General features: G+C 44.4%; 23 protein-coding genes and 1 riboswitch. Of the genes, 1 reads left to right on the top strand and 22 read right to left on the bottom strand.

The features are described 5' to 3' along the window. Nucleotides 1–89: 89 nt before the first annotated feature. The 11 genes from tig to CQS04_RS00740 all read right to left on the bottom strand — a co-directional run bounded on the left by tig (nt 90) and on the right by CQS04_RS00740 (nt 10,156). Complete coding sequence (gene tig / locus CQS04_RS00790) at nt 90–1,373, bottom strand: trigger factor (protein ID WP_100352325.1); 1,284 nt, start codon at nt 1,371–1,373, stop codon at nt 90–92. Nucleotides 1,374–1,469: 96 nt separating this feature from the next. Continuing rightward, the gene (locus tag CQS04_RS00785; protein WP_100352324.1) at nt 1,470–2,465 is read right to left on the bottom strand and encodes a tetratricopeptide repeat protein; all 996 of its coding nucleotides are present in this window, start codon (nt 2,463–2,465) and stop codon (nt 1,470–1,472) included. Nucleotides 2,466–3,001: 536 nt separating this feature from the next. Further along, nucleotides 3,002–3,595, bottom strand: coding sequence for an XTP/dITP diphosphatase (locus tag CQS04_RS00780; RefSeq protein WP_100352323.1), 594 nt, complete (start codon nt 3,593–3,595; stop codon nt 3,002–3,004). Beyond that, nucleotides 3,595–4,350, bottom strand: coding sequence for a ribonuclease PH (rph, locus tag CQS04_RS00775; RefSeq protein WP_100352322.1), 756 nt, complete (start codon nt 4,348–4,350; stop codon nt 3,595–3,597). The genes CQS04_RS00780 and rph overlap by 1 nt, the downstream gene beginning before the upstream one ends. A 53-nt stretch (nt 4,351–4,403) precedes the next feature. After that, nucleotides 4,404–5,198 (bottom strand): glutamate racemase, encoded by a 795-nt coding sequence (gene racE / locus CQS04_RS00770; protein ID WP_094941322.1) that lies wholly within the window; start codon nt 5,196–5,198, stop codon nt 4,404–4,406. Between the two features lie 9 nt (nt 5,199–5,207). Continuing rightward, on the bottom strand, nt 5,208–5,669 hold the full coding sequence (locus tag CQS04_RS00765; protein ID WP_100352321.1) for a MarR family winged helix-turn-helix transcriptional regulator: 462 nt from the start codon (nt 5,667–5,669) through the stop codon (nt 5,208–5,210). A 78-nt stretch (nt 5,670–5,747) separates the two neighbouring features. Next, nucleotides 5,748–5,960: a LuxR C-terminal-related transcriptional regulator gene (locus CQS04_RS00760; protein ID WP_245858718.1), complete on the bottom strand. Its 213-nt coding sequence runs from the start codon at nt 5,958–5,960 to the stop codon at nt 5,748–5,750. 60 nt (nt 5,961–6,020) lie between these two features. Next, nucleotides 6,021–6,467, bottom strand: coding sequence for an acyl-CoA thioesterase (locus CQS04_RS00755; protein WP_174688373.1), 447 nt, complete (start codon nt 6,465–6,467; stop codon nt 6,021–6,023). A 500-nt stretch (nt 6,468–6,967) separates the two neighbouring features. Continuing rightward, entirely contained in the window at nt 6,968–7,747 is a 780-nt protein-coding gene (gene sdhB, locus CQS04_RS00750) for a succinate dehydrogenase iron-sulfur subunit (RefSeq protein ID WP_100352318.1), read from the bottom strand. Between the two features lie 3 nt (nt 7,748–7,750). Further along, nucleotides 7,751–9,508 carry a succinate dehydrogenase flavoprotein subunit gene (gene sdhA, locus CQS04_RS00745; RefSeq protein ID WP_100352317.1) on the bottom strand — a complete coding sequence of 586 codons (1,758 nt, stop codon included), beginning with the start codon at nt 9,506–9,508 and terminating at the stop codon, nt 7,751–7,753. A 33-nt stretch (nt 9,509–9,541) separates the two neighbouring features. Beyond that, nucleotides 9,542–10,156 (bottom strand): succinate dehydrogenase cytochrome b558 subunit, encoded by a 615-nt coding sequence (locus CQS04_RS00740; protein WP_100352316.1) that lies wholly within the window; start codon nt 10,154–10,156, stop codon nt 9,542–9,544. A gap of 284 nt (nt 10,157–10,440) precedes the next feature. Between CQS04_RS00740 and CQS04_RS00735 the strand changes: the two genes are divergently transcribed. Beyond that, nucleotides 10,441–10,833 carry a YslB family protein gene (locus tag CQS04_RS00735; protein WP_100352315.1) on the top strand — a complete coding sequence of 131 codons (393 nt, stop codon included), beginning with the start codon at nt 10,441–10,443 and terminating at the stop codon, nt 10,831–10,833. A gap of 596 nt (nt 10,834–11,429) precedes the next feature. Here CQS04_RS00735 and CQS04_RS00730 read toward each other — a convergent pair. The 11 genes from CQS04_RS00730 to polX all read right to left on the bottom strand — a co-directional run bounded on the left by CQS04_RS00730 (nt 11,430) and on the right by polX (nt 25,005). Continuing rightward, complete coding sequence (locus tag CQS04_RS00730) at nt 11,430–12,638, bottom strand: aspartate kinase (protein ID WP_100352314.1); 1,209 nt, start codon at nt 12,636–12,638, stop codon at nt 11,430–11,432. A gap of 92 nt (nt 12,639–12,730) precedes the next feature. Further along, nucleotides 12,731–12,906: riboswitch (Lysine riboswitch) on the bottom strand. Between the two features lie 35 nt (nt 12,907–12,941). Next, nucleotides 12,942–14,735 carry an excinuclease ABC subunit UvrC gene (uvrC, locus tag CQS04_RS00725; protein WP_100352313.1) on the bottom strand — a complete coding sequence of 598 codons (1,794 nt, stop codon included), beginning with the start codon at nt 14,733–14,735 and terminating at the stop codon, nt 12,942–12,944. A 95-nt stretch (nt 14,736–14,830) separates the two neighbouring features. Further along, on the bottom strand, nt 14,831–15,145 hold the full coding sequence (trxA, locus tag CQS04_RS00720; protein WP_094944170.1) for a thioredoxin: 315 nt from the start codon (nt 15,143–15,145) through the stop codon (nt 14,831–14,833). 102 nt (nt 15,146–15,247) lie between these two features. Then, complete coding sequence (locus tag CQS04_RS00715; protein ID WP_100352312.1) at nt 15,248–16,219, bottom strand: electron transfer flavoprotein subunit alpha/FixB family protein; 972 nt, start codon at nt 16,217–16,219, stop codon at nt 15,248–15,250. A gap of 34 nt (nt 16,220–16,253) precedes the next feature. Continuing rightward, nucleotides 16,254–17,024 carry an electron transfer flavoprotein subunit beta/FixA family protein gene (locus CQS04_RS00710; RefSeq protein ID WP_100352311.1) on the bottom strand — a complete coding sequence of 257 codons (771 nt, stop codon included), beginning with the start codon at nt 17,022–17,024 and terminating at the stop codon, nt 16,254–16,256. 20 nt (nt 17,025–17,044) lie between these two features. Then, nucleotides 17,045–17,818, bottom strand: coding sequence for an enoyl-CoA hydratase (locus tag CQS04_RS00705; protein ID WP_100352310.1), 774 nt, complete (start codon nt 17,816–17,818; stop codon nt 17,045–17,047). Between the two features lie 13 nt (nt 17,819–17,831). After that, complete coding sequence (locus tag CQS04_RS00700) at nt 17,832–18,416, bottom strand: fatty acid metabolism transcriptional regulator FadR (RefSeq protein WP_100352309.1); 585 nt, start codon at nt 18,414–18,416, stop codon at nt 17,832–17,834. Nucleotides 18,417–18,490: 74 nt separating this feature from the next. Beyond that, nucleotides 18,491–20,185, bottom strand: coding sequence for a long-chain-fatty-acid--CoA ligase (locus CQS04_RS00695; protein WP_100352308.1), 1,695 nt, complete (start codon nt 20,183–20,185; stop codon nt 18,491–18,493). Between the two features lie 250 nt (nt 20,186–20,435). Continuing rightward, nucleotides 20,436–20,852, bottom strand: coding sequence for a DUF350 domain-containing protein (locus tag CQS04_RS00690; RefSeq protein WP_100352307.1), 417 nt, complete (start codon nt 20,850–20,852; stop codon nt 20,436–20,438). 67 nt (nt 20,853–20,919) lie between these two features. Beyond that, nucleotides 20,920–23,286 (bottom strand): endonuclease MutS2, encoded by a 2,367-nt coding sequence (locus CQS04_RS00685; protein WP_100352306.1) that lies wholly within the window; start codon nt 23,284–23,286, stop codon nt 20,920–20,922. 12 nt (nt 23,287–23,298) lie between these two features. Continuing rightward, complete coding sequence (polX, locus tag CQS04_RS00680) at nt 23,299–25,005, bottom strand: DNA polymerase/3'-5' exonuclease PolX (protein ID WP_100352305.1); 1,707 nt, start codon at nt 25,003–25,005, stop codon at nt 23,299–23,301. Between the last annotated feature and the right edge of the window lie 57 nt (nt 25,006–25,062).

Below are 25,062 nucleotides of genomic sequence, written 5' to 3'. Positions count from 1 at the left end.
TTACAAGATTATGGTATGTATAGCAAATGAAATGATTATGTAAAGAACAAGGTACAGAATCCTCTGCACCTTGTTCCGTATTAGAGATCTTATTTAGTTACTTTCGCGTTGTCTACTAAGAACTCAACTGTCTTTTGGAAACGGATATCGTTTTCTAGGATAGCTGTTCCGCCTAGTGCTGTTTTGATTTGATCCACTGTCATACCGAACTGAGCTGTCATTTTTTCTAGCTCTGCGTTCACGTCTTCTTCAGTTACTTCAATACCTTCAGCAGCAGCAATTGCTTCTAATGTAAGAGATACACGCACGCGGCTTTCTGCATCTTCTTTCATTTGTGCACGAAGTGCTTCTTCGTCTTGACCAGAGAACTGGTAGTACAAGTCAAGGTTCATACCTTGTTGTGATAGACGTTGACCAAACTCTTGAAGCATACGGTCTACTTCAGAATCGATCATTGCTTGTGGAATGTCTACTTCTGCGTTAGCAGCAGCTTTTTCTACAAGGTCATCACGAAGTGCTTGTGCAGCAGTTTGTTTTTTCTCTTCAGTAGTTTGCTCAGTTAATTTTGTGCGAAGTGCATCAAGACTTTCAACTGACTCGTCTACTTCTTTAGCGAAGTCATCGTTTAGTTCTGGAAGAACTTTTCCTTTAACTTCTTTTACTGTTACTTTGAACGTAGCTTCTTTACCAGCAAGTTCAGCTGCATGATACTCTTCTGGGAATGTAACAACTACGTCTTTAGAGTCGCCCGCTTTTGCACCAACTAATTGCTCTTCAAAGCCAGGGATGAATGTGTTAGAACCGATTTCTAGGTCGTAATCTTCACCTTTACCGCCTTCGAATGCTTCTTCTCCAACGAATCCTTCGAAATCGATTGTTGCAGTGTCGCCTTCTACGATAGCGTCTTCTTTCACTGACATTTCAGCAAGACGAGCTTGGTGGTTTGAAAGTTGTTCGTTGATTTCTTCTTCAGTAACTGTTTCTTCAAGTGGAGTCACTTCAAGACCTTTGTAGTCACCAAGTTTTACTTCAGGCTTCACTGTTACTTTCGCAGTGAACACAACTGGTTGGCCTTTTTCGATTGACTCGATGTCGATTTCTGGACGATCTACTGGGTCGATTCCAGACTCATCAAGTGCTTTGGTGTAAGCTTCAGGAAGTACGATGTCGATTGCATCTTGATAAAGAGCTTCTTCACCGTATTTTTTGTTGAACATTTGGCGTGGCATTTTTCCTTTACGGAAACCTGGCTCGTTAATGTTTTTTACGACTTTTTTGAAAGCCTCATCGATTGCTTTTTTGAACTCTTCTGCAGAAACTTCAAACGTTAAAACGCCTTCGTTTCCTTCTTGTTTTTCCCACTTCGTTGACATATATTCTACCTCCAACAATTGGTTTCATTTTTGACTAAACATTATTTAATGTATTGACAACTTGTACATTATACCATAGTTACGGGTACTTTCAACCTATTGTATTTCTAGTAGCGCATAGAGCTGATCGATCTTGTGTATCATGCGCAGCACCCTATGATCTGAGCGCTTGTTTTCACCAAGCAACAACTCCTCGAAATACAACGTGTATCCTTCGACGACGTCTTCATCTGAAAATCCATTCCACACATACGGATATTGTAAGTAGCTGTGGTGCTGGAACGTATCGCGAATGAGTAGATACGCAGTCGGTTCGTTTTCTAGACGTTCCTCGATTTTCGTGATGAGCTGTTGGAACCGTTCGTTTTCAAATGGCTCATCCAGTGCAGCCGGCACCCACGGTTGATCCCAGTTGAACTTTCTAACACGGACGATGTCTTGGCTATCTGTTGCGATGAGTAGCAATAGCGCGAGCGTCTGTATGACCGGGTGGACAGATGCGTGTTCTACGATTTCTTGCCATTCTCTTTCGAGCTTTTGACAGTCCCCTTCGAAAGCAGCTAACAACAGTTGATACTGCATGACGAGCGGCTTTTCGAAAAACTCTGGAATGCTATACAGTTCTGGATTCAACTCTTCTAATGGCTCGGGCACTTCTTTTGTTTCTGAATTCGCTGCGAGTCGTCCACTGAGCTCCCGAAGATGCAACCATTTCTCTTTGCGTTCAGGAGATAGGACACGTTCTTCAATCAGCGTACTGATCAAGGCATCTGCTTCCTCAAATCGACGCAACTCGACAAGTAACGTGACATACAGGTCCATGAGCTCTTCGTATTCATCAAAGCCTTCATGTAAGAGCGTATCGCATATGGCGAGTGCTTTCTCGAACTGACGTACTTCATAAAGCGAATAGGCATAAATCAGCTCCGCTTCCGGTTCAAGAGCTCCGAGCTCTTTGGCAGTATCGAAGTGCCGGACTGCTTCCATGAAATCGTGCCGGTCAGCAGCTCGAAGTGCTTTGTCGATTTGGGTGTTCAAGGCGCCAGGAAAGATGATCATGTTCCCGCGCTTTTCTGGTCGATGTTTTTTCATAGGGCCACCTGCTTCCTGTTGGGAATTCGGTTCAAAGTAAAAGAGCCTTCTTCTCTCTATTGTAATCTAGAAAGAAGAAGGCTCACAAGTGTTAGTACGACCCTGGAGGGATTCGAACCCCCGACCGACGGCTTAGCTTACCACTATGGCTTTCGCCACCAAGTGACTGTTTGTGGTCTGGACTATATCTTCACCGTTTCAGGTGCGACACGTATAGTCTCTACGGAACCTCACGATAATCTAAGATTATGCTTCAGAAAATCTACCATCATAGGTTATGATCCTTTGATTTTCTTAGATCACTTTCGTGATCGTAAGTTTCCTCGGTATTGCCATCAGCATGACCTGGAAGGGTTCACCGATACAGTGTCGTCCACTCTATAAGTTGTTGTTTCCCTATAGAGGCTCCTATCATTAAAGGCCGTTGCTCTATCCTACTGAGCTACAGAGTCAAAGTACTCCCCTATCCATAGACAGGAAAGACATTTCTCATTATAGATACACCACTTTGCAAAGTCAATGGTATTTCACAAAAATTAATTTAAGCCGTCCCAGTCCGCACGGAGTTTCTGAATCGCTGCACCGCGGTGTGAAATAGCCGACTTCTGTTCTGGTGTCAGTTCTGCCATCATCTTGTTCTGTGCAGGTACAAAGAAAATCGGATCGTAACCGAAGCCAAACTCTCCACGACGTTCGTTCGCAATCACACCTTCACACGTCCCGCGATACGTGACAGTTTCTTTACCCGGCTGTGCTAACGCAATCGCACAAACGAAGCGTGCTGTACGCTCTTCAGCAGGAACTCCATCTAGGTTTGCAAGCAACTTGTCCATGTTGGCATCGTCACTTTTCGCTTCTCCTGCATAACGAGCTGAGTAAATACCAGGCTCCCCGTTCAGTGCATCCACTTCCAGACCACTGTCATCCGCAATCACAATCGTGTTCAGCTCATTCGCAAGAGCTTCTGCTTTCAAAATTGCATTTGCTTCAAAAGTCGAACCGGTCTCTTCCACATCTAGATGAGACGCTACGTCATCTAATGTTTTTACAGTATAGCCAAGAGGCCCAAAGATGGACTCGAAATCTTTGGCTTTCCCCTTATTTTTTGTTGCAATCAAAATATCTTTCATTATACTAGTCCTCCATTGTCTGTCCCGATTTCATCTGCAATCGCACCTAATACTTGCTTTTGAATCGAGATCAATTCATTGATGGCATGTTCGCCTAGCTCAAGTAGTTCATTTAGTTGTTTGCGTGAAAACGTCGCTTCTTCACCTGTACCTTGAATTTCGACAAATTCCCCTTTGCCTGTCATGACAAGGTTCATATCGACGTGAGCTGCAAAATCTTCCTCATAGTTAAGGTCTGCAACTGCTCCAGACTCCAGAACACCGACACTGACCGCCGCTAAAAAGTCTCGGACAGGAAATACAGGCAACTGTTTCTCTTCGACTAAACGACTAATAGCAAGAGTCATCGCAACGAATGCACCGGTTATAGAGGCTGTACGAGTGCCTCCGTCCGCTTGGATGACATCACAGTCAACCCAGATCGTACGCTCCCCAAGGGCTTCTAGATCCACTACTGAACGTAATGCACGGCCGATCAATCGCTGGATTTCCATCGTACGACCTGAAATCTTGCCTTTTGCTGCTTCACGAGGAGAACGAGAATGTGTTGCACGAGGAAGCATCGAATATTCTGCCGTGATCCATCCCTTTCCTTGCCCACGCAGGAATGGAGGTACTTTTTCTTCGATAGTCGCATTACAGATGACACGAGTGCCTCCCATTGTGATGAGGACCGAACCTTCCGGGTGTGTAATAAAATCTTTAGTGATGTCTACAGGACGCAGTGCCTGCGCGGTACGTTGATCATGTCTCATAAAATCTTCCTTTCTGTCGTAGAAAGACCCTCTGCAGGACATCCTGAGGAGGGTCAAAATTGGATGCGTCGAACATCTGCGTGTTCAAGCGCGAGCCAGCGCTCTGCAATCTCTTTGAACATCGGGATGGAACCCGTTGCATAGAAGATCGGCTCTTTTCTGCCTGGCTTTGTATTGTGTTGTTGGTGGAAATCTAAATAGTCTTTGACATCATTTGCAGTTTCTTGCGCGGATGAAACCACGTGTACGTGCTCCCCAACGACTTCTTCGATATGTCCTTGAAGTAGCGGGTAATGGGTGCACCCTAAGATGACCGTATCAAAGTCTTTTCCTTTTAAAGGGGCGAGGGCTTCTTGCACCATCTTGTGCGCAAACTCCCCTTCGTATTCATTACTCTCAACAAGAGGAACAAATGTTGGGCAAGCCAGCGCCTCTACTTGACTCGATGAGCTCAGAGCAGAGATGGCGTATTCATAGGCGCCACTCTTCACAGTGCCTGATGTACCAAGCACTACGACCTTGTGATTGCGAGTCGCTTTAGAAGCAGCACGTGCCCCTGGGAAGATGACGCCTAGTACCGGAAACGGCATTTGACGACTCAATGAATTCAATGCCACCGCTGTTGCCGTGTTGCACGCGATGATCAGCATCTTGACGTTCATCTTTTGAAGGGCAAGTGAAATCTGCCACGTAAATTTGCGGACTTCCTGCGGGCTTCGCGGTCCATAAGGGCAGCGTGCCGTATCCCCGACATATATCAATTGTTCATTTGGTAACAGGTGCATGATTTCTTTGACGACCGTAAGGCCCCCGACACCTGAATCTAAAATACCAATCGGACGATCCACAGTAATTCCTCAGTTCTTTTTCATTTCTTTATGGAGTTTATGGAGCAGTTCTGTCAGTTGTTCGACTTCTTGTTGCGTGAAGCTCTCAAGCTCAGCAGTCAAATACTCACGACGCTTATTGATTACTTCTTCAATGATGCGCTCCCCTTCAGCCAGCAAGTGGATGCGAACGACACGACGATCCGATTCATCGCGGACGCGCTGTACGAGTTGATTCGCTTCCATGCGGTCGACAAGGTCTGTCGTTGTACTGAAGGCCAAGTACATTTTAGTAGATAGATCTCCGATTGTCATGTCCCCAGATTCATGCAGCCACTGAAGCGCAATGAATTGAGGTGGAGTAATTGTATAAGAATTAAGAATTTGTCTTCCTTTTTGTTTGATTACGCCTGAGATATAACGTAGTTCTTTTTCAAGCACGGCCACGCGGTCTGCGTCATGGGTTACCGGCTCATTGATTTCGTTCGTCATCAAATCCCTCACTTTTGCATATCCTTGTACTACTTATTGTGACGTCTTCTTGCGAAAATTACAAGCGTATCTGTGTCTTTAGTGAATTTCCCTCAACCGAATCAGTTCTTCAATCGCAGCTTTTCGACCCGATTCGCCTAATTTTTGAATCGAATTCGTGATATGATTGCGAACGGTCTTCTCTCGAATCTCTAGTGCAGCAACCACTTCTTTCGTTGTCATTCCGCTGGTTAGCAATAGAAATACGTCACGCTCACGTTGCGTTAAGATGAAATAATTGGATGGAAACAAAAAAATCCCTCCTCATGGTCTATTCATACTGTATGAATGACTTGGGGAAGGCGTGCTTGCTTACGCGTGTTGTAACTGTTTTTTTGTCTCTTCTGACCAAGCGACCGGTTTCCCTGTCACACGGTGGATCTGAACGATAGTCCCTCTGCCTGTTGCGGTAATCTCGTCTTTCGCATTGACCATCATATAGTGAACGTCCATTGAAGACGTTCCTACAGAATTGGCCTTTACATAGACTTTGAGTTGTTCATCAAAATACACTTGTTTGACGAAATCACATTGTAGATCCGCGACCACTGGAATCGTTGAGCCCTTTGGATCCAACCAGTCGTTCATCAGCTGAATGTGTTTAAAGAATTCGATCCGTGCATATTCGAAGTAAGCGAAGTTTACTGTATTGTTGAGATGGCCGTACATATCCGTCTCACTAAAGCGCACACTGACTTCTGAATAAAACTGAAATTCCGACTTCCACTTTTCTACGTCCCCGATGTAGCTTGCTCTCATCATACCGCACCCCTTGCAGCTAGTTTTGTGAATGACTATTCATTCAGAAGTATAGCATAATTTGTCAGACAAATCATTATCCGTATATCTTTACAAACTGGTATAGCTAAATTATTTTGGTACGACGTGAAGCCTATGCTTTTGACGCTTAAATCATGCCTGACTTGGGGCTGTTTCCAAAAGGGCCGCGCCAAATCTTCCCAATCGCTTCACGGGTGAAGCGACACGGGTGATATCCGGCATCAACCTGATTCTTCAGGAAACAGCCCCAAGATCTACAGCACACTTTTGCGCTTCTTGAAATTTAAAATCTGTTAGGCACTTTTTTTGAACCTGAGATGCCTTTTTCCTAGGGTATCATGAGGTTCTCGGAGACCCCGCAGGAGCCTGCGACGAGGAGGCTTCGAGGTTCTCCCCCAGGAAAAGGGCTTCTCATGTGAAACTAGCTAAACTTAGCAGAAAAAGCCTCGCTACCCAAAAGTAGCGAGGCTCACATCTAATTAGTTATCAACCATGTAGTCAGAACCGAAGAAGTTACGGAACATTTGAACAGTCGTATCACGGTTAAGAGCCGCAATAGAAGTTGTTAATGGAATTCCTTTCGGACATGCCACAACACAGTTTTGAGAGTTACCGCAGTTTGCGATACCACCCTCGCCCATGATTGCGTTTAAGCGCTCATCTTTGTTCATCGCACCAGTTGGGTGAGCGTTGAATAGGCGAACTTGTGAAAGTGGAGCAGGACCCATGAAGTTTGATTTGTCATTAACGTTTGGACACGCTTCTAGACAAACCCCACAAGTCATACATTTTGAAAGCTCGTAAGCCCATTGACGCTTACGCTCTGGCATCCGTGGTCCTTCACCAAGATCGTATGATCCATCGATTGGAACCCATGCTTTTACGCGTTTCAATGAGTCAAACATGCGAGTACGATCAACTTGTAAGTCACGTACTACTGGGAATGTACGCATTGGAGCTAGTTTGATTGGTTGTTCTAATTTGTCAACTAGTGCCGAACACGATTGCATCGGACGACCATTGATGACCATAGAACAAGCTCCACAAACTTCCTCAAGACAGTTCATATCCCAAGTTACAGGCTTTGTTGCTTTTCCATCTTTATTTACTGGGTTTTGACGAATTTCCATAAGAGCAGAAATTACGTTCATGTTTGGACGGTAGTTAACCTCAAAGGCTTCCCAGTAGGGTTCCGAGTCAGGAGTGTCTTGACGCTGGATCTCAACAGTAATTTTTTTTGCTTCTGTTGCTGTCACCATGGATTAGTTCCCTCCTTTAGAAGAATAATCGCGTTTACGTGGTGGAATCAACGATACGTCAATTTCCTCGTACGAGATAATCGGTGCGCCAGTGGCAGCATCGAACTCTGCGATTGTAGTTTTCATGAATTCCTCGTCATTACGCTCAGGGAATTCAGGTTTGTAGTGAGCACCACGGCTCTCATTACGCTTAAGCGCTCCGATTGTAATAACGCGTGCTAGGTATAGCATGTTCTTTAACTGACGCGTGAAAGAAGCTCCTTGGTTCGACCACTGTTGTGTATCGTCCATGTTGATGCGCTCCCAACGATCCATCAATTCAAGAATCTTTTTATCTGTTTGTTCAAGCTTGTCGTTGTAACGTACAACTGTTACGTTGTCTGTCATCCACTCTCCAAGCTCTTTATGGATCAAATAAGCATTTTCTGTACCTTGCATGTTCAATACTTTGTTCCACTCTTCTTGTTCTTTTTGAACTTCACGAGTAAAGATGTCATCTGGAAGATCTGCAGCAGACTTCTTCAGACCCTTCATGTATTTCACTGCATTCGGTCCAGCAACGCTTCCTCCGTATACTGCAGAAAGAAGTGAGTTGGCTCCAAGACGGTTCGCACCGTGCTGAGAGTAATCACATTCACCAGCTGCAAACAATCCAGGAATGTTTGTCATCTGGTCGTCATCTACCCAAAGTCCGCCCATTGAATAGTGAACTGCTGGGAAGATCTTCATTGGTACTTTACGTGGGTCGTCTCCAGTGAACTTTTCGTAGATCTCGATGATACCACCAAGTTTTACGTCAAGCTCGTGTGGATCTTTGTGAGAAAGGTCAAGGTATACCATGTTTTCTCCATTGATTCCAAGCTTCTGGTTCACACACACGTCGAAGATTTCACGTGTAGCGATGTCACGAGGAACTAGGTTCCCGTAATCTGGATATTTCTCTTCTAAGAAGTACCAAGGTTTTCCGTCTTTGTAAGTCCAAACACGGCCACCTTCACCACGAGCTGACTCTGACATCAGACGTAGTTTGTCATCACCAGGGATTGCAGTTGGGTGAATTTGAATGAATTCTCCGTTTGCATATTTTGCACCTTGTTGGTAAACGATAGATGCAGCAGATCCTGTGTTGATGATAGAGTTTGTTGTTTTACCGAAGATGATACCAGGACCACCTGTTGCCATAATTACAGCATCTGAACGGAACGCTTGGATTTCACCAGTGTTCAAGTTCTGTGCTTTGATACCGCGGCAGACGCCTTCATCATCTTTGATTATGCCTAGGAATTCCCAGCCTTCGTACTTCGTTACAAGACCGTCTACTTCGTAGCGGCGCACTTGCTCATCCAGTGCATAAAGCAACTGTTGACCAGTTGTAGCACCAGCAAAAGCTGTACGGTGATAAAGTGTCCCACCGAAACGGCGGAAATCTAGAAGACCTTCTGGAGTACGGTTGAACATAACACCCATACGGTCAAATAAGTGAATGATACCAGGCGCTGCATCAGCCATAGCTTTTACAGGACCTTGGTTCGCTAAGAAGTCACCGCCATACACTGTATCGTCAAAGTGTTTGTAAGTTGAGTCTCCTTCACCTTTTGTATTTACTGCACCATTAATTCCGCCTTGCGCACACACTGAATGAGAGCGCTTTACTGGAACTAATGAGAATAGATCAACAGGCGTACCGTTTTCGGCAGCTTTCATTGTTGCCATAAGACCTGCAAGGCCTCCACCGACAACGATCAGTTTACTTTTTGCCATGCTTTTCTCACTCCTCGAATTTTTAGTAGTGGCTTATACTACGAATGCAAGTAATGCACGGATGCCCACTACTGACAATGCTACGAAAATACCAAGCGTTACGTATGTAGCCACACGTTGTGAAGCAGCGGATTGTGTAATCCCCCAGCTAACTAGGAATGACCAGATACCGTTTGCTAAGTGGAACGTTGCAGCAAGTACACCAGCTACATAGAAACCGAACATCCAAGGATTACCTAAGATATCTGCCATCATGTTGAAATCAGCTTTATCAGCTCCGATTGCAACCTGCCAGCGAGTCTCATAGACGTGCCATGCGATGAAGATTACTAGGAAAATTCCTGTGATACGCTGTGCTACGAACATCCAGTTACGGAATGTGCTGAAGCGTTGCGTGTTGTTTTTAGCAGTGAAAGCAATGTAGATTCCGTAAAATGCATGGAACATTAATGGTAAGAAAATTACAAAGATTTCAAGTGCATAACGGAATGGCAAGCTTTCCATGAAGTGTGCAGCTTCGTTAAAAGCATCTACTCCCTTTGTTGCAAAGTGGTTGACGATCAAATGCTGCGTTAAGAACAATCCCACTGGGATAATTCCTAGTAAGGAATGCAGTCGTCGCCAAAGAAATTCGTTGTTTTTCGCCAAAGTGGTTACCCCCCTCAAATTTTGCGATTGAGTGATCACGGCGAAGTGACCCTTCAATAATTGTTACGATGCACGAAATATCGACGTTCGTAACGGCCTTGTAGTTTAACATAACTATTGTACTCCCCTAAAATAGGTAGGTCAAGGCACTTCAGGAGTGAGAATACTTCTCAAACATCAGATACCTCAAGGGTTCTAACGCGATTGTGTCTTTTTTCACATGCACAAAAATGAAATCTACATGCTATACTGATATCGTTGATTTTGGAAAGCGAGTGGTCATTATGGAAAAGACACAAGAGAAAGTAATTCCACAGTTTGGTTACGAATTGATTCGTGATCATTTAATTGCTTCCTTATTAGGTAAGCATGAACAAGAAGTTCTTTATTGGGCCGGTAAAGATTTGGCACGAAAATTCCCTTGTCAGTCAGTCGAAGAACTGCAAGCCTTTTTTGAACAAGCTGGCTGGGGTGAACTCCAGTTACATAAGGAAGCGAAACGCGAACTAATCCTCCACCTTCAAGGTGCCCATCGCTCTGACACTCGTTCCGATCGCTGCTTCAAACTAGAAGCCGGCTTTCTAGCAGAACAGTTTGAAATGCTGCATGGGCGGTTGACAGAATGTGCAGAAGAAGTAACATCCAAGCTGGTGGTTTTTACAGCGAAATCAGAATAGCAACTATCTTAAGTTTACTCCTAAGGTGGAAACGCTCCCATTTATCTGCTCAAAAGTGTGAATTTTTTGTGTGATTTGTTCACACTATTGTAACTATTTTGTCTAACCTAGATGTGGAACCGACTGTCCAGAAATCTTGTGAAATGCCGACGTGGCTTGTGAAGCGCTCTTGGCTTCATGAGACGCGTTGGCATTTTACGGGGATTTCAGGAGGTGCAACTCGATTCCACCTAGATGCGGAAGGCGTTCGCTCTTACTAGTAAGGTTTTAAGGACTCTAAGAAGTTATCTAGTGGGTGGGTGAGCGAGCGTTCTTCTGCATAACGGCTGGTTTCTTGTGCATCAGAAAGAATTTCTTGTGCAAGAACATCGATTTGTTGTGCATGGATGCAACTTGTTCTGCAAGACGGCTGGTTTCTTCTTCATCAGATGATGTTTGTTCTTCATTAGAAGCTGCTTCATCTGCATGACACGATATAGAACTTCTTCGCCAAGGCTCTCAACTCAACTGATGTTTCCATAAAAAAAGCAGTCTCTCATTTCCCATGAGAAACTGCTTCCTTTTTTGTCCGATAGTTACACTTCTACCTCAAGCTCCTAGAGTCGGAACTCGTCGTGGAGAGCGTTCGCTGTAGCAATCATCATCTGTTGCGGGACAACAACGGATACCTTGATCTCTGATGTACTGACCATTTTAACGGGGACATCTTCTTGTCGAAGACGATCAAACATTTGCGCCGCCACTCCAGGATTCGATACCATTCCTGACCCTACGATAGACACTTTCGCAAGGCCCACCTCAAAATCTGCGACCTGGAAGCCTAAATCCTGCTTGCGCTCTTCTAACACTTGAATCGCTTCTGATAACGCCTCTTTTTTAATTGTGAATGAGACAGTCGGCGTTGTTCCGTCCACAATGGACTGGACGATAATGTCGACATCGATATTGTGTGCAGCAAGAGTGGTAAAGATTTTAGCTAGTGACCCGTTGAACGGTTTTTCGTAGCTGATCGTGAGTCTTACGACATCTGATTCAAATGCGACACCGCGTACAATTAAATTCGATTCCATAGTTGGTTCCTCCTCAATCACAGTTCCTTGTTCCTGCGACAGGCTCGAGCGAACTGTCAACGGGATTTTGTAATTCTTCGCATATTCTACAGCACGAGGATGTAAAACCCCTGCTCCTAAGTTAGCTAATTCTAACATCTCATCATATTCAATCGATTGGAGTTTACGTGCACCCTCTACATAGCGTGGGTCTGATGTGTAGACACCGTCCACATCCGTATAAATATCACAGCGCATCGCTCCGATTGCTGCTGCGATTGCTACTGCTGTGGTGTCTGATCCCCCACGACCAAGTGTTGTAATTTCTCCGTCTTCCGTGATTCCTTGGAATCCTGCAGCGACGACAATGTTACCAGCTTCAAGTTTCGCACGGATCTTGTCGCCTTTAAGCGAAACGATGCGAGCGTTGCGGTGCACTTTCTCGGTTTGCAATTCTGCTTGCCAGCCTGTCATCGACACTGCTGGGTAGCCTCTAGTTTCTAAAGCCATTGCGAGTAACGACATAGACACTTGCTCTCCAGTCGACAACAGCATATCCATTTCTCGTTTTGAAGGAGATGAAGAGACCTCTTCTGCTAGTTCTACTAAATGATCCGTCGTTTTTCCCATTGCAGATACGACGACGACCACTTGATGTCCATTGTCTACTTCTTGAATTACGCGGGAAGCAGCATTTCGAATGCGCTCCACCGATCCAACAGATGTTCCTCCAAACTTCATTACAACAATTGCCATTTTCTTCTCTCCTCCGACTATTGAGAAGGGACAAAAAAATGCTTTCCACGAATGGAAAGCATTTTGTCTAACACGGTCAACTAGTGATGTCCATGTAAGATAGCCCTCCAGAATGTGTATTCTGACAATCTTGGGTTTGTTCAACACAAGACCAACGAAGGACTGGATCAGCAGACCTTCATTTCGGCGATTGCCCCTTTCCGATTTCTTCACAGGATCTGTCATCCTCCGAAACCGTACTGTTGACGCTCGCACCTCTATCTTCACGTAAAGTGAATATGAAATTAGGATTACTTTAGCACACTAATCTGACGTTGGCAAGGCATCTTCATTCAGTTTTTTTTGCACTTCAAGTGCCAATGCTTCGGGTAGACCAGCTGCTACAAAGTCTACAAGAGATCCGGCTCGCATATTTTTGACTGAACCAAAATGCTTCATCAACTGTTGTCTCCGCTTCGGCCCGACTCCTGGAATGGTATCGAGAACAGACTGAATGCTGTTCTTTTGACGCTGTTGTCTGTGGAACGTGATAGCAAATCTATGGACTTCATCTTGAATCCGTTGGAGTAAATAAAATTCTTGTGAAGTACGCTTCATTGGTACCGGTAGGGGTGGCTCCCCATAAAGAAGTTCTGCCGTTTGGTGTTTCAAATCTTTGGCAAGTCCTGCAATGGGAATGTCGAGTCCGAGTTCGTCTTCGAGCACTTCCCGTGCTGAGGACATCTGCCCTTTCCCTCCATCAATCAAAATCAAATCAGGAAGTGGCAATCGCTCTCGCAGCACACGGGTATAGCGGCGCCGTATGACTTCTCGCATCGCCCCGTAGTCATCATGCTTGGCGGCGGTTTTCGTTTTATACTTGCGGTACTCTTTTTTGAGAGGTTTCCCGTCTTCAAATACGACCATAGCAGATACTGGATCGGCACCATATATATGTGAGTTGTCAAAGGCTTCGATTCTTCGAGGTGCAGGGATGCCCAAATGAGCGCCCAACTGTTCCACTGCGCCGATCGTCCGTTCATCTTGTCTTTCAACCAAATGGAACTTTTCTTTCAAAGCCACTTCGGCATTGTTGATTGCTAGATTGACGAGCTCTTTTTTCTTTCCTTTTTGAGGGACGAAGACGCGAATATCTAGAAGTTGTTGAATAATGTCGGCATCAACAGTGCCAGGGACCATGACTTCTTTCGGTTTAATGTGTTGGCTCTGTTCATAAAAACGACCAATAAACGTCAGGAATTCTTCCTCTGGTTCCCCGTAAACAGGAAACATAGAAGCGTCACGTTCAATCAATTTTCCTTGTCGAATAAAGAAGACTTGGACACACATCCAGCCTTTATCGACAGCATATCCGAAGACATCGCGGTTCGTGAAATCGTTCATCTGCATCTTCTGTTTTTCCATAACAGTATCGATATGTGCAATCTGATCTCTGTATTCTTTGGCGCGCTCGTATTCCATCGCCTCAGCAGCCGCCATCATCTTCTTTTCAAGCTCTGTCCGAACAGCGATGTGACCACCATTTAAAAATTTCGACACTTCATCGATCATGTACTGAAACTCAGAACGTGGGATGTCTTTGACACAGGGACCTAGACACTGCCCGATATGATAATAGAGACAGAGCCTGTCCGGCATCTTTACACATTTCCGGAAAGGATAGATTCGGTCGAGAAGTTTCCGAGTCTCGTTCGCTGCGTAGACGTTCGGATACGGACCAAAGTATTTCCCGTTGTCTTTGCGAACCGTTCTGGTTGTGATGATTCGAGGATAAGCATCCCCTGTAATCTTGATATATGGATACGTCTTGTCATCTTTCAACATGACATTGTATTTGGGGTCATGTTTTTTGATCAGATGAAGCTCGAGAATTAAAGCTTCAAGGTCTGATGACGTGACGATATATTCAAAGTCTTCGATGTCCTGGACGAGACGCTGTGTCTTTCCATTATGCGTACCCGTGAAGTACGAACGGACTCGATTTTTTAATACCTTTGCCTTTCCTACATAGATGATGGTACCGTTGCCGTCTTTCATCAAATAACAGCCGGGCTGTTCAGGTAGGATTTCACTTTTTTGTCGAACTAGTTCGTTCATCGTCTCACCTTCCTTTCGCACGCGAAATCCGCACGAATGTTCGGATCTACTTTAGAAAAAACCGGAATCCAGTAAGGACTCCGGTGTTTTAAAAATTATGCGTGTTTGTTCACTAAGTTAGCTAAGTTTTCCTTTGGTTGGTAGCCGATTACTTTATCAACCGGTTGACCGTCTTTGAAAAGAATCAAAGTTGGGATGGACATAACACCGAACTGGCTAGCCGTTGCTTGGTTCTCGTCCACATCTAATTTTGTGATTTTTACTTTGTCAGAAAGTTCGCCATCTAGTTCTTCTAGTACTGGAGCGATCATTTTACATGGTCCACACCAAGGTGCCCAAAAGTCTACTAATACTAAACCTTCTCCGATATCTTGTGCAAATGTTGCGTCTGTTGTGTGAGTTACTGCCACGATAATTCCTCCTTCTTGTGTATCTATATGCGATTATATCAAATGATACCCGAACCACCTAATAATAAAACTCGACTCCTTTAGAGGAGCCGAGAGTAGAAATTACTTAGATAATACTGCGCGGAATTCTTCAGTCAACATAGGGATGACTTCGAATAGATCTCCTACGATACCGTAGTCTGCTACTTTAAAGATGTTTGCTTCTGGATCTTTATTGATCGCAACGATAACTTTCGAGTTGGACATACCCGCCAAATGCTGGATAGCTCCTGAGATACCTGCAGCGATGTAAAGGTCTGGAGTCACGACTTTACCTGTTTGGCCAATTTGTAAAGAATAATCTACATAATCAGCGTCACATGCACCACGTGATGCACCAACAGCACCTCCAAGAAGATCAGCAAGTTCTTTTAATGGAGCAAAACCGTCTGCACTCTTCACGCCACGACCACCAGCTACTACTACTTTCGCTTCTGAAAGGTCGACGCCGTCAGTTGATTTACGTACGACTTCTTTGATGATCGTACGAAGGTTTGTAATGTCTACAGAAAGTGAAGATACCTCTGCAGCTCGTCCTTCTTCTTTAGCAAGTGGTGCGATATTGTTCGGACGAACTGTGATGAATTTCACATCGTCTTTTAATTTCACTTTTTCAAATGCTTTACCAGAGTAGATTGGACGAATGAAGATGGCTTCGTCGCCTTCTCCTTCGATATCCGTCACGTCAGACACTAAGCCTACTTGAAGTTTAGCAGCGATTTTAGGAGACAAGTCTTTACCTAGTGCTGTGTGTCCGAATACGATTGCTTCGGGATTTTCTTGCTCGATAACAGCCATCAATGCTTGGCCATACCCGTCTGAAGTGTATTGTTTTAAGTGTGGGTGTTCTACTGTTACCACGCGGTCTGCACCGAATGCGCCAAGCTCTGCTGCTTGCTCGCCAGCTGCGTCACCTAATAGGACAGCAACTACTTCGCCCCCACCAGAAATTTTCTTTCCAGCTGCAATCGCTTCAAATGATACGTTACGTAATGAACCTTCACGAGATTCTGCTAATACAAGTACTTTCGACATGCTAAGTTCCTCCTTCGATGTTGTTCCGTTCGATTTAGATTACTTTTGCTTCCGTGCGAAGTAAGCCGACTAGTTCTTTCACTTGATCTTGAAGATCGCCTTGAAGAACTTTTCCTGCTTCTTTTTTCGGAGGAAGATAGATTTCAACCGTTTCTGTTTTTGCTTCGACATCGTCTTCGTCGATATCCAGATCGTCTAATTCCAACTCTTCAAGAGGCTTTTTCTTTGCCTTCATGATTCCTGGTAAAGATGGGTAGCGTGGTTCGTTCAATCCTTGTTGCGCTGTAACTAGAAGTGGAAGTTTCGTTTCAAGTTCTTCTGTATCCCCTTCTACGTCACGTTTGATAGCTACTGTATCTCCGTTGATTTCAAGGTTCGTGATTGTCGTTACATAGTTGATGCCTAGTAGTTCCGCAACACGTGGACCCACTTGACCTGAACCGCCGTCGATTGCGACGTTACCAGCTAGGATCAAGTCTGCTTCTTTATCTTTTAAGTATTCAGCTAGAATATGAGCTGCACTGAACTGGTCTAAATCTTCCACATCTTCTGTGTTGATCAGAACCGCTTTGTCAGCACCCATAGCTAACGCTGTACGTAATTGTTTTTCAGCTTCTTCGTCACCCATAGTGATGACAGTTACTTCTCCGCCGTGAGCGTCGCGAACTTGAATCGCTTCTTCAATCGCATACTCGTCGTATGGGTTGATGATGAACTCAGCGCCATCTTCCTGAATGTGTCCGCCAGAAACGACGATTTTTTCTTCCGTGTCGAATGTACGTTTAACTAAAACATAAATATTCATTGGGTTCCCTCCAAAATAAATTAGTTTCCTTTAAAATTTGGTTGACGTTTTTCTAAGAAGGCAGAAATTCCTTCTTTGGCATCTTCTGTCACGAAAACGGTTCCAAAAGAATGCGCTTCAGCGTCTACGCCTTTGTAATAGGAGTCATCTTTAGTATATTGCAGTGCCTCTAAAGCGTATTTCATAGCCACAGGACTCTTTTTAGCGATCTTAGTTGCCATTTGCTGAACAGTAGTTTCCAATTCTTCTTCAGCAACCGCGTGATTTGCTAATCCAAGACGTGCAGCCTCTGATCCTGAAATCGGATCGCTTGTCAGCAACATCTCAGCCGCTTTCGCTACCCCCACATAACGTGGTAGACGTTGTGTACCAGCAAACCCTGGAATTAGACCAAGTTGCAGTTCAGGAAGACCAAGTTTTGCTGACTCAGTTACCACACGAATATGACAACTCATAGCAAATTCTAGACCGCCACCTAAAGCTGCACCATGAATGGCTGCAATAATTGGTTTCGAGAAAGTCTCAACGCGTTCAAAAATGTCTTGTCCATTTTTAGCAAGCTTAGAAAACTCTTCGCCGCTTGTGATTGATGTAAATTCTTTGATATCTGCCCCAGCAGAGAAGAAACGACCTTCTCCTTTGAAAACAATGACGCGTACGGAATCGTCATGCTCTACTTCATCTAAGAAAGAGTTGATATCTAAGATCAGTTGGCGTGACAGCGCATTGGCCGGTGGACGGTTCAATGTGACGGTTGCCACATGATCCTTTGTTTCCCATGAAAGAAATTCCATTTGTTCACATCCCCTATTCAGCTTTGATTGCGTTAAACAACAACTGATGGACTTTTGGTGAGAGCGCTACCAAATCATATTTGTATTCATTCATCACCCAAGTCGTAGTCGTCTCGTCAATTGTACCAAAAACCATCTGTCTCGCTAAGCGAATATCCATATCTTTATCAAATTCTCCATTAGCAATGCCGTCTTTTAAAATGGTATCGAGTAGCACGAGATAATTTTTCAAAACTGCGTTGATGCGTAAACGCAGTGCCAGATTGGACTGACGTAGCTCGAGCTGCGTGACAGTTGCCAAGTGGCGATCTGCTGACAGAACCGTAAAGTGATTCTCTACCATTTTGAAAAGTTTTTCAGATGCCGTGATCGGCTCTTCGATAATTTCTTTTAATCGATCTGCAAACATTTCCATCTTTTCATCAAAAACTGAGATCAAAATGTCTTCTTTGTTTTTGAAATACAGATAGATGGTGCCATCGGCTACTCCGGCTTGCTTTGCAATCTTGGAGACTTGGGATTGATGATACCCGTTCTCGGCAATCACAATTATGGCCGCATCAATGATTTGTCGGTATTTAGGTTTTTCTTTTTTCATCGTCTCAACCCCAAAATAAAAATATGAATGACTATTCATTCATATTTTTATAGTAGTATTTAATTTTTATTCTGTCAACTTGTTTGTGATTGCTTCAATTTTTCTTTTTCTTCCTCGATCAACGTGCGGCGTAAGATTTTACCTACCGCTGTTTTCGGAAGCTCTTCGCGGAATTCATAGAAGCGAGGTACTTTGAATGCTGCAAGTTTGGTACGGCAGTAGTCATTTAGCTCCTCTTCCGTCACGCTATGGCCCTCTTTGAGTACAATGTACGCTTTTACCGTCTCACCACGGTATGGATCTGGAATCCCAGCAACCACGCATTCTTGAATCGCTTCATGTTCATAAAGTACCTCTTCAATTTCACGCGGATAAATATTGAATCCACCAGCGATAATCATATCTTTCTTACGATCCACAATGTAGAAGTACCCGTCTTCGTCCATATACCCTAAGTCGCCTGTTAAGAACCAACCATCACGAATCACCATTTCTGTTTCTTCTGGTCGGTTCCAATACCCCTTCATGACTTGTGGTCCGCGCACAGCAATTTCCCCTACCTCTCCCACTGGTAGCGGCTCTGTAGAATCCATTTGGAAGATTGCAGAATCTGTATCTGGCCACGGAATACCGATAGATCCTTTAACTCGTTTATCCGTATAAACCAAATTTGCATGAGTTACTGGCGATGTTTCGGTTAGACCATATCCCTCTACGAGACGGCCACCCGTTACTCGCTCAAACTTTTCTTGGATCTCCACTGGCAGTGCCGCAGATCCACTGATACACGCATTGACAGATGAAAGATCATACTTACCAAGATTTGGTGAGTTTAAAATGCCGATATAAATTGTCGGAGCTCCTGGGAATATTGTTGGTTTTAATTTATCAATTGTTTTGAGAGCGGTTTCAACATCGAATTTAGGAAGTAAGATCATGGTGTTAGCTTGCATGACGGAAAGGACTAATACTGTAGTCATTCCGTACACATGGAAAAATGGAAGAATTCCAAGGACACGTTCTTGACCATCTTTACACTCATACAGCCAAGTCTTACACATCGTCACGTTCGTGACAAGATTTTTGTGAGTCAGCATGACTCCTTTTGGGAATCCAGTTGTACCACCTGTATATTGAAGCATCGCTAAATCATGTTCAAAGTCGATTGCTAGTTCTTGCTTTTCTGGCTTTGCCACTTTCATCACTTCTGTGAATAAGTGATTCGAACCACGATGTTCTACCTTCACAGAGAAACCATATTGTTTCTTTTGAATGAACGGATACACCATGTTTTTCGGGAACGGAAGATAATCCTTGATACCCGTGATAATCAAGTTCTCCAAATCCGTCTCTTTCATGATTTTAGAAATCCGTGGATAAAGAATATCCAATGTGATGATTGCTTTGGCTCCTGCATCTTTTAACTGATACTGCGCTTCTCGTTCGGTATAAAGCGGATTTGTCTGAACAACAATCCCCCCGGCATACAAGATACCGTAAAACGCAATCACTCCTTGAGGGCAGTTCGGTAGCATGATCGCCACCCGGTCCCCTTTTTGAATTCCTAGCGTTTGCAAATAGTTCGCAAACTTCAGTGCAGATTCGTAAAGCTCGGCGTACTTCATTTCTTTCCCCATGAAATGAATGGCCACGTTGTCCGGGTAGTTCTTTGCAGACCGGGTCAAAAACTCTTGAATCGGAATTTCCTCATACGATAACATATGTGGAATTTGTTCAGGGTAATGCTTTAGCCATACTTTTTCTGCCATTATAAGACCCCCTTGATTAGAATAGCGTGAATATTCCTAACTTTAGTATATGAAAATATGAATGGCTATTCAATCTATTTCTACATGAAAAGACGATTTCCATCAAAAAAATAACAAGGACTGTGAAGATGTAGCGTCATTCTTCACAATCCTTGTTCCGTTACCTTATAAAAACATAATACACTCCGACTACTATAAATAGAACAGCTACTAGTAATAGGACTTTCGCTAATTTTTCCATTGCGCACTCCTAATTTGAAATACTTGCCCCGATCACGAAGGACAAACCGACTGATAAGATAAATGAAATGAAACCGACGGACCGATTGTCTTGCTCAATCTCTTTGTCGACATTGAAGGATGGGGTTAAAAATTCAAATAACCAATACGCTATGATGAGCAGCGCAAATCCGAATGTTCCCCAACCGATCATCTCTAAAAAGGAAGAATGTTTTTCAATCGAGAACCGGAAGATGTTGGCCACACCAAAAATCTTTCCACCAGTGGCTAATGCGACGGCGACGTTCCCGTTTTTGATTTCCACCCAGTTTTTATACTTCGTGACAACTTCAAACAACACCATGGCGATGATCAAACATAAGATCACGACACTGAAATACCCCGCTGACTCAACGAGCGGATGAGACCAAAATGCTAAAAGTGACACCGTGCTCCCCCTCTTCCTATGCTTCTACATTCTTGTTGTACGTTTGACTTGCTAAGAGGTTTCACTTTTATTTTAACTCTACGATGGTCACTCCGTATCCACCTTCGCCCGCTTCTCCAAATCGGTAGCTCTTCACACGGCGGTCTTTCTTCAGCATCGTCTGAATGCCTTGGCGAAGAGCGCCTGTACCTTTTCCATGAATGATACTCACTCGTGGATAATTTGCTAGTACAGCATCATCCAAATATTTTTCAGTTCGCAAGAGGGCATCTTCATAGCGTTCGCCTCGAAGATCGAGTTCCAGTTTGACTCCTGCTCCTGAACGGCCTCCAACCGAATGCACTGAAACAGTTGGTTGCGGCTTGTCTGGTTTTACAAATTCCAGATCACTTTCTGGTAGCTTCATTTTTAGGACACCGATTTGAACGGCCCACTCATCTTTCGAGACTTTCTCAAGCAATGTCCCTTTTTGACCAAAGGACAAAACCTTTACTTCATCTCCTGCCTGGAGATTCTGAGCTCTTTGTTTCTTTTGTTTTTCTTTTTTCAGCACGGGATTCTCCGGCAACGCGCCTTCTAATCGTTTTCTTGCATCAATAATCTCGTGTTCTTTCACACCAGCTGCTGCTTGTTTCTGAAGCTGGCGAAGTTCTTGAATCACCGTTTCAGACTCACGACGCGCTTCGTCCACAATCTTCTTCGCTTTTTCACGCGCTTTTTCAGCAAGCTGCTCTTTCTTCGCTTCGTAATCAGCCAAGCGTTCCGCAAGCTCTTGTTTCAATGCTTCAGATTCTTCAAGCACTCGTTTTGTTTCTTCCGCATCTTGTTCTGCTCTCTTGCGGCTTTCTTCTAATGAAGCAATCATCGTATCGACTTCGCCACGATCTGTTCCGGTAAAGCCTTCTGCATGTGTGATGATGTGCTGTGGCAAGCCAAGCCGTTTTGAAATTTCAAAAGCATTGCTTCGACCTGGAACACCCATCAACAATTTGTAAGTCGGACTGAGAGTTTCGACATCAAATTCTACGCTGGCATTGATGACACCCGGACGGTTGTACCCGTAGGCTTTTAGTTCCGGATAGTGAGTGGTCGCCATGACACGTGCGCCTCGCCCATGAACTTCATCCAGAATCGAGATAGCAAGTGCTGCTCCTTCTTGTGGATCTGTACCGGCACCCAATTCATCGAATAGCACTAAAGAATGTTCATCAAACTTCTTCAGAATATCGACGATGTTGACCATATGAGAAGAAAACGTACTGAGGCTCTGCTCAATGGATTGTTCATCTCCGATATCCGCAAATACCGATTCAAACACCGCAATCTCCGAACCGTCTAAAGCAGGAATCGGGATTCCACTCTGTGCCATTAACGTGGATAATCCTACCGTCTTTAGAGTAACGGTCTTCCCTCCGGTATTCGGTCCTGTGATCACGACAGCGGTATCCGGATTTCCGAACTCGATTGTATTGGCCACTGCTTCTTCTTTCTTAATCAAAGGATGTCGCGCTTTCACTAGGCGAATGCGTCCCTCTCGATTGATCGTTGGTCGTGTACATTTTTCAGCTGTCCCGTATTTCGCTTTAGCGAATATGGCATCTAACGTCGCCATCGTTTTTACTAAATGGAACAAGTCTGATGCTACAAGCTCCACTTGCATTGATAATTCCTTTAAAATCCGTTCGATTTCTTCTTGTTCTTTCACACGAAGAGCCCGTGCATCGTTGTTCAGCTGGACGACTGCATTCGGTTCGATGAACAACGTCTGACCAGAAGAAGATTGGTCGTGGACAATCCCGCCGTAATGACTTCTATATTCCGCTTTGACAGGAATTACGTAGCGGTCGTTACGAATCGTAACAATCGCATCTGACAACATCTTTGTTGCGTTCTGACCTCGTGTGTAGCTATCCAGTTTTTCACGGATTCGCTGAACGGCTGTTCGTAGTTGCTGACGAATGGAACGAAGCGTCTGACTTGCAGAATCAAGTACCATTCCATTGTCATCGATACACGCATTAATTTCGTGCTCTAGTTCCGTGAGGACTGGCAGACCGTCCGTGTACTGTTTCATATGTTTTGTAGAAAAATCTTCTGCATCCGTGACGTCTTCAATAAATCTGCGAAGAATCTTACTTGAACGGATGGTAGATGCGATTTCCATCAGCTCCATCGCACTTAAAATCCCGCCGATTTGAGCACGGCGTGCATGAGGACGAACGTCGAACAAACCGCCAAGAGGCACATTACCACGCACGCGAAGAATCGCGAGCGCTTCATCCGTCTCTTCTGTCCATGTTTGAATCTGTTCAAAATCCGTTAAAGGCACGAGTTCTTCTATAAGTGTTTTACCAACTGAAGACGTGGCAAACGATTTTACATGATCAATAACTTTTGGATATTCCAGTGTATGCAGCGCCTTTTTTGCAATCATAGTGCGCCTCCTTTAGTTTCGGGAGAGGTAGTCTAAAAGCTTCTTAGGCTCCCAAGTATTTACGATAGTTTCTTTTGTTAGCCACGCTTTTTGGGCATGACGTACTCCAATATCCATGAACCGGAGATGGTCTAAATGATGCGCATCTGTATTGATGGCAACTTTGACTCCTAGTTCTTGTGCTCTTTCAAGCCACGGAACGGCTAGGTCCAAGCGGTATGGATTCGCGTTGAGCTCGACAATCTTGTCGTACTCTTTTGCCCACTGCAGCAGCTGTTCCACATCCGGTTCGTAGCCATCACGTTCCCCGACGATACGCCCTGTCGGATGCGCGATCATATCAACATGCGGGTTCGATACGGCTGCAAACAGACGCTCCATAATCTTTTCTTGTGGTTGCGAGAAGCTTGAATGAATCGATGCAATGACAAAATCAAGCTCAGCAAGCAACTCATCGTCAAAATCGAGTGTCCCGTCTGGCAAGATGTCCATCTCTGTACCCGATAGGATATGGATGTCAGGATAGATTTTTTGAAGTTCTTTGATTTTTTCATTTTGTTCACGCAGTCGTTCTGGTGTGAGACCGTTCGCAACTCTCAGATAGCGAGAGTGATCGGTGATGACCATCAGCTTGTAGTCTTTTGCGATACACCCTTCAATCATTTCTTCTAGTGAATGGGCACCGTCTGACCAAGTCGTGTGCATATGCAAGTCCGAGACGATGTTTTCTAGTTGAACCAAGTCTTTCAGTTCGTCGAGACGGTCCAATTCTTGACCACTCTCGCGGATACTAGGCGGGATGAACGGCAGGTCAAAATCCGCAAAGAATTCAGATTCAGATGCATACGTCGTCACCGTGCCGTCTTCTTTCTCGACGCCATACTCGCTGATCTTCCAGTCTTTTTCTTTAGCAAGTTGCCGCATGCGAATATTATGATCTTTTGATCCTGTGAAGTGATGAAGAGTCGATGCAAATTCACTCTCTACGACGAATCGGAAGTCCACATCGACACGCTCTGGTTTCGCGAGTGCGACAGACATTTTTGTATCTCCGTCCGCAATCATTTCTTCAATGTCTAATGACTTCTTCAGCATCTCTTTAACTGATTCAACATGATCCGTGGCTATTACGAAATCTAAGTCTTTGCTCGTCTCTTTCGTGCGACGATAAGACCCAGCGACAGATGCATTCGAGACATCTTGGTGGTTCTTCAGTAACGATTCAATATGCTCAACGATCGGCTCTAACTTCCAGATCGGGTAGCGCTCAGGTCGACTCGCTAATTGATCGAGCTCTTTCAAAATCTTCTCTTCGGTCTTTTTACCAAATCCAGCGAGTGCCTGGACTTCATTTTTCTCACACGCTTCTCGTAAGCCTTCTAATGTTTCAATACCGAGCTCTGCGTAGAGCTTTGCAATCTTTTTCCCACCCATACCAGGGATTTGAAGCATTTCCACAAGACCTTGAGGCACTTGTTTTTCAAGTTCTAAAAGTAGTGTGGATTCCCCATCTTGTAATAAATCTGTGATGACACCACCTGTAGCTGCTCCAATGCCTTTTAACTTCGTTGGGTCGTCCATCTCAGACAAGCTTCGAGAGTCGAGTTCTAGTGTCTGCGCAGCTTTTCGGAACGCGCTGACTTTGAAAGGATTCTCGCCTTGTAGTTCCATCAATAGTGCAATTCGTTCTAACGTGCGAATGATTGTTTTTTTATCCATCGGTTGTACACTCCTTTGTATGAAAGCGACAAAAACTTCTCCCAGCTAGCGAGAGAA

The sequence above is a fragment of the Chryseomicrobium excrementi genome, assembly GCF_002798305.1.
In the GTDB taxonomy this organism is placed as follows: domain Bacteria; phylum Bacillota; class Bacilli; order Bacillales_A; family Planococcaceae; genus Chryseomicrobium; species Chryseomicrobium excrementi.
The sequence above is the reverse complement of the archived record's forward strand: the minus strand, read 5'-3'. Positions and strand labels throughout refer to the sequence as shown.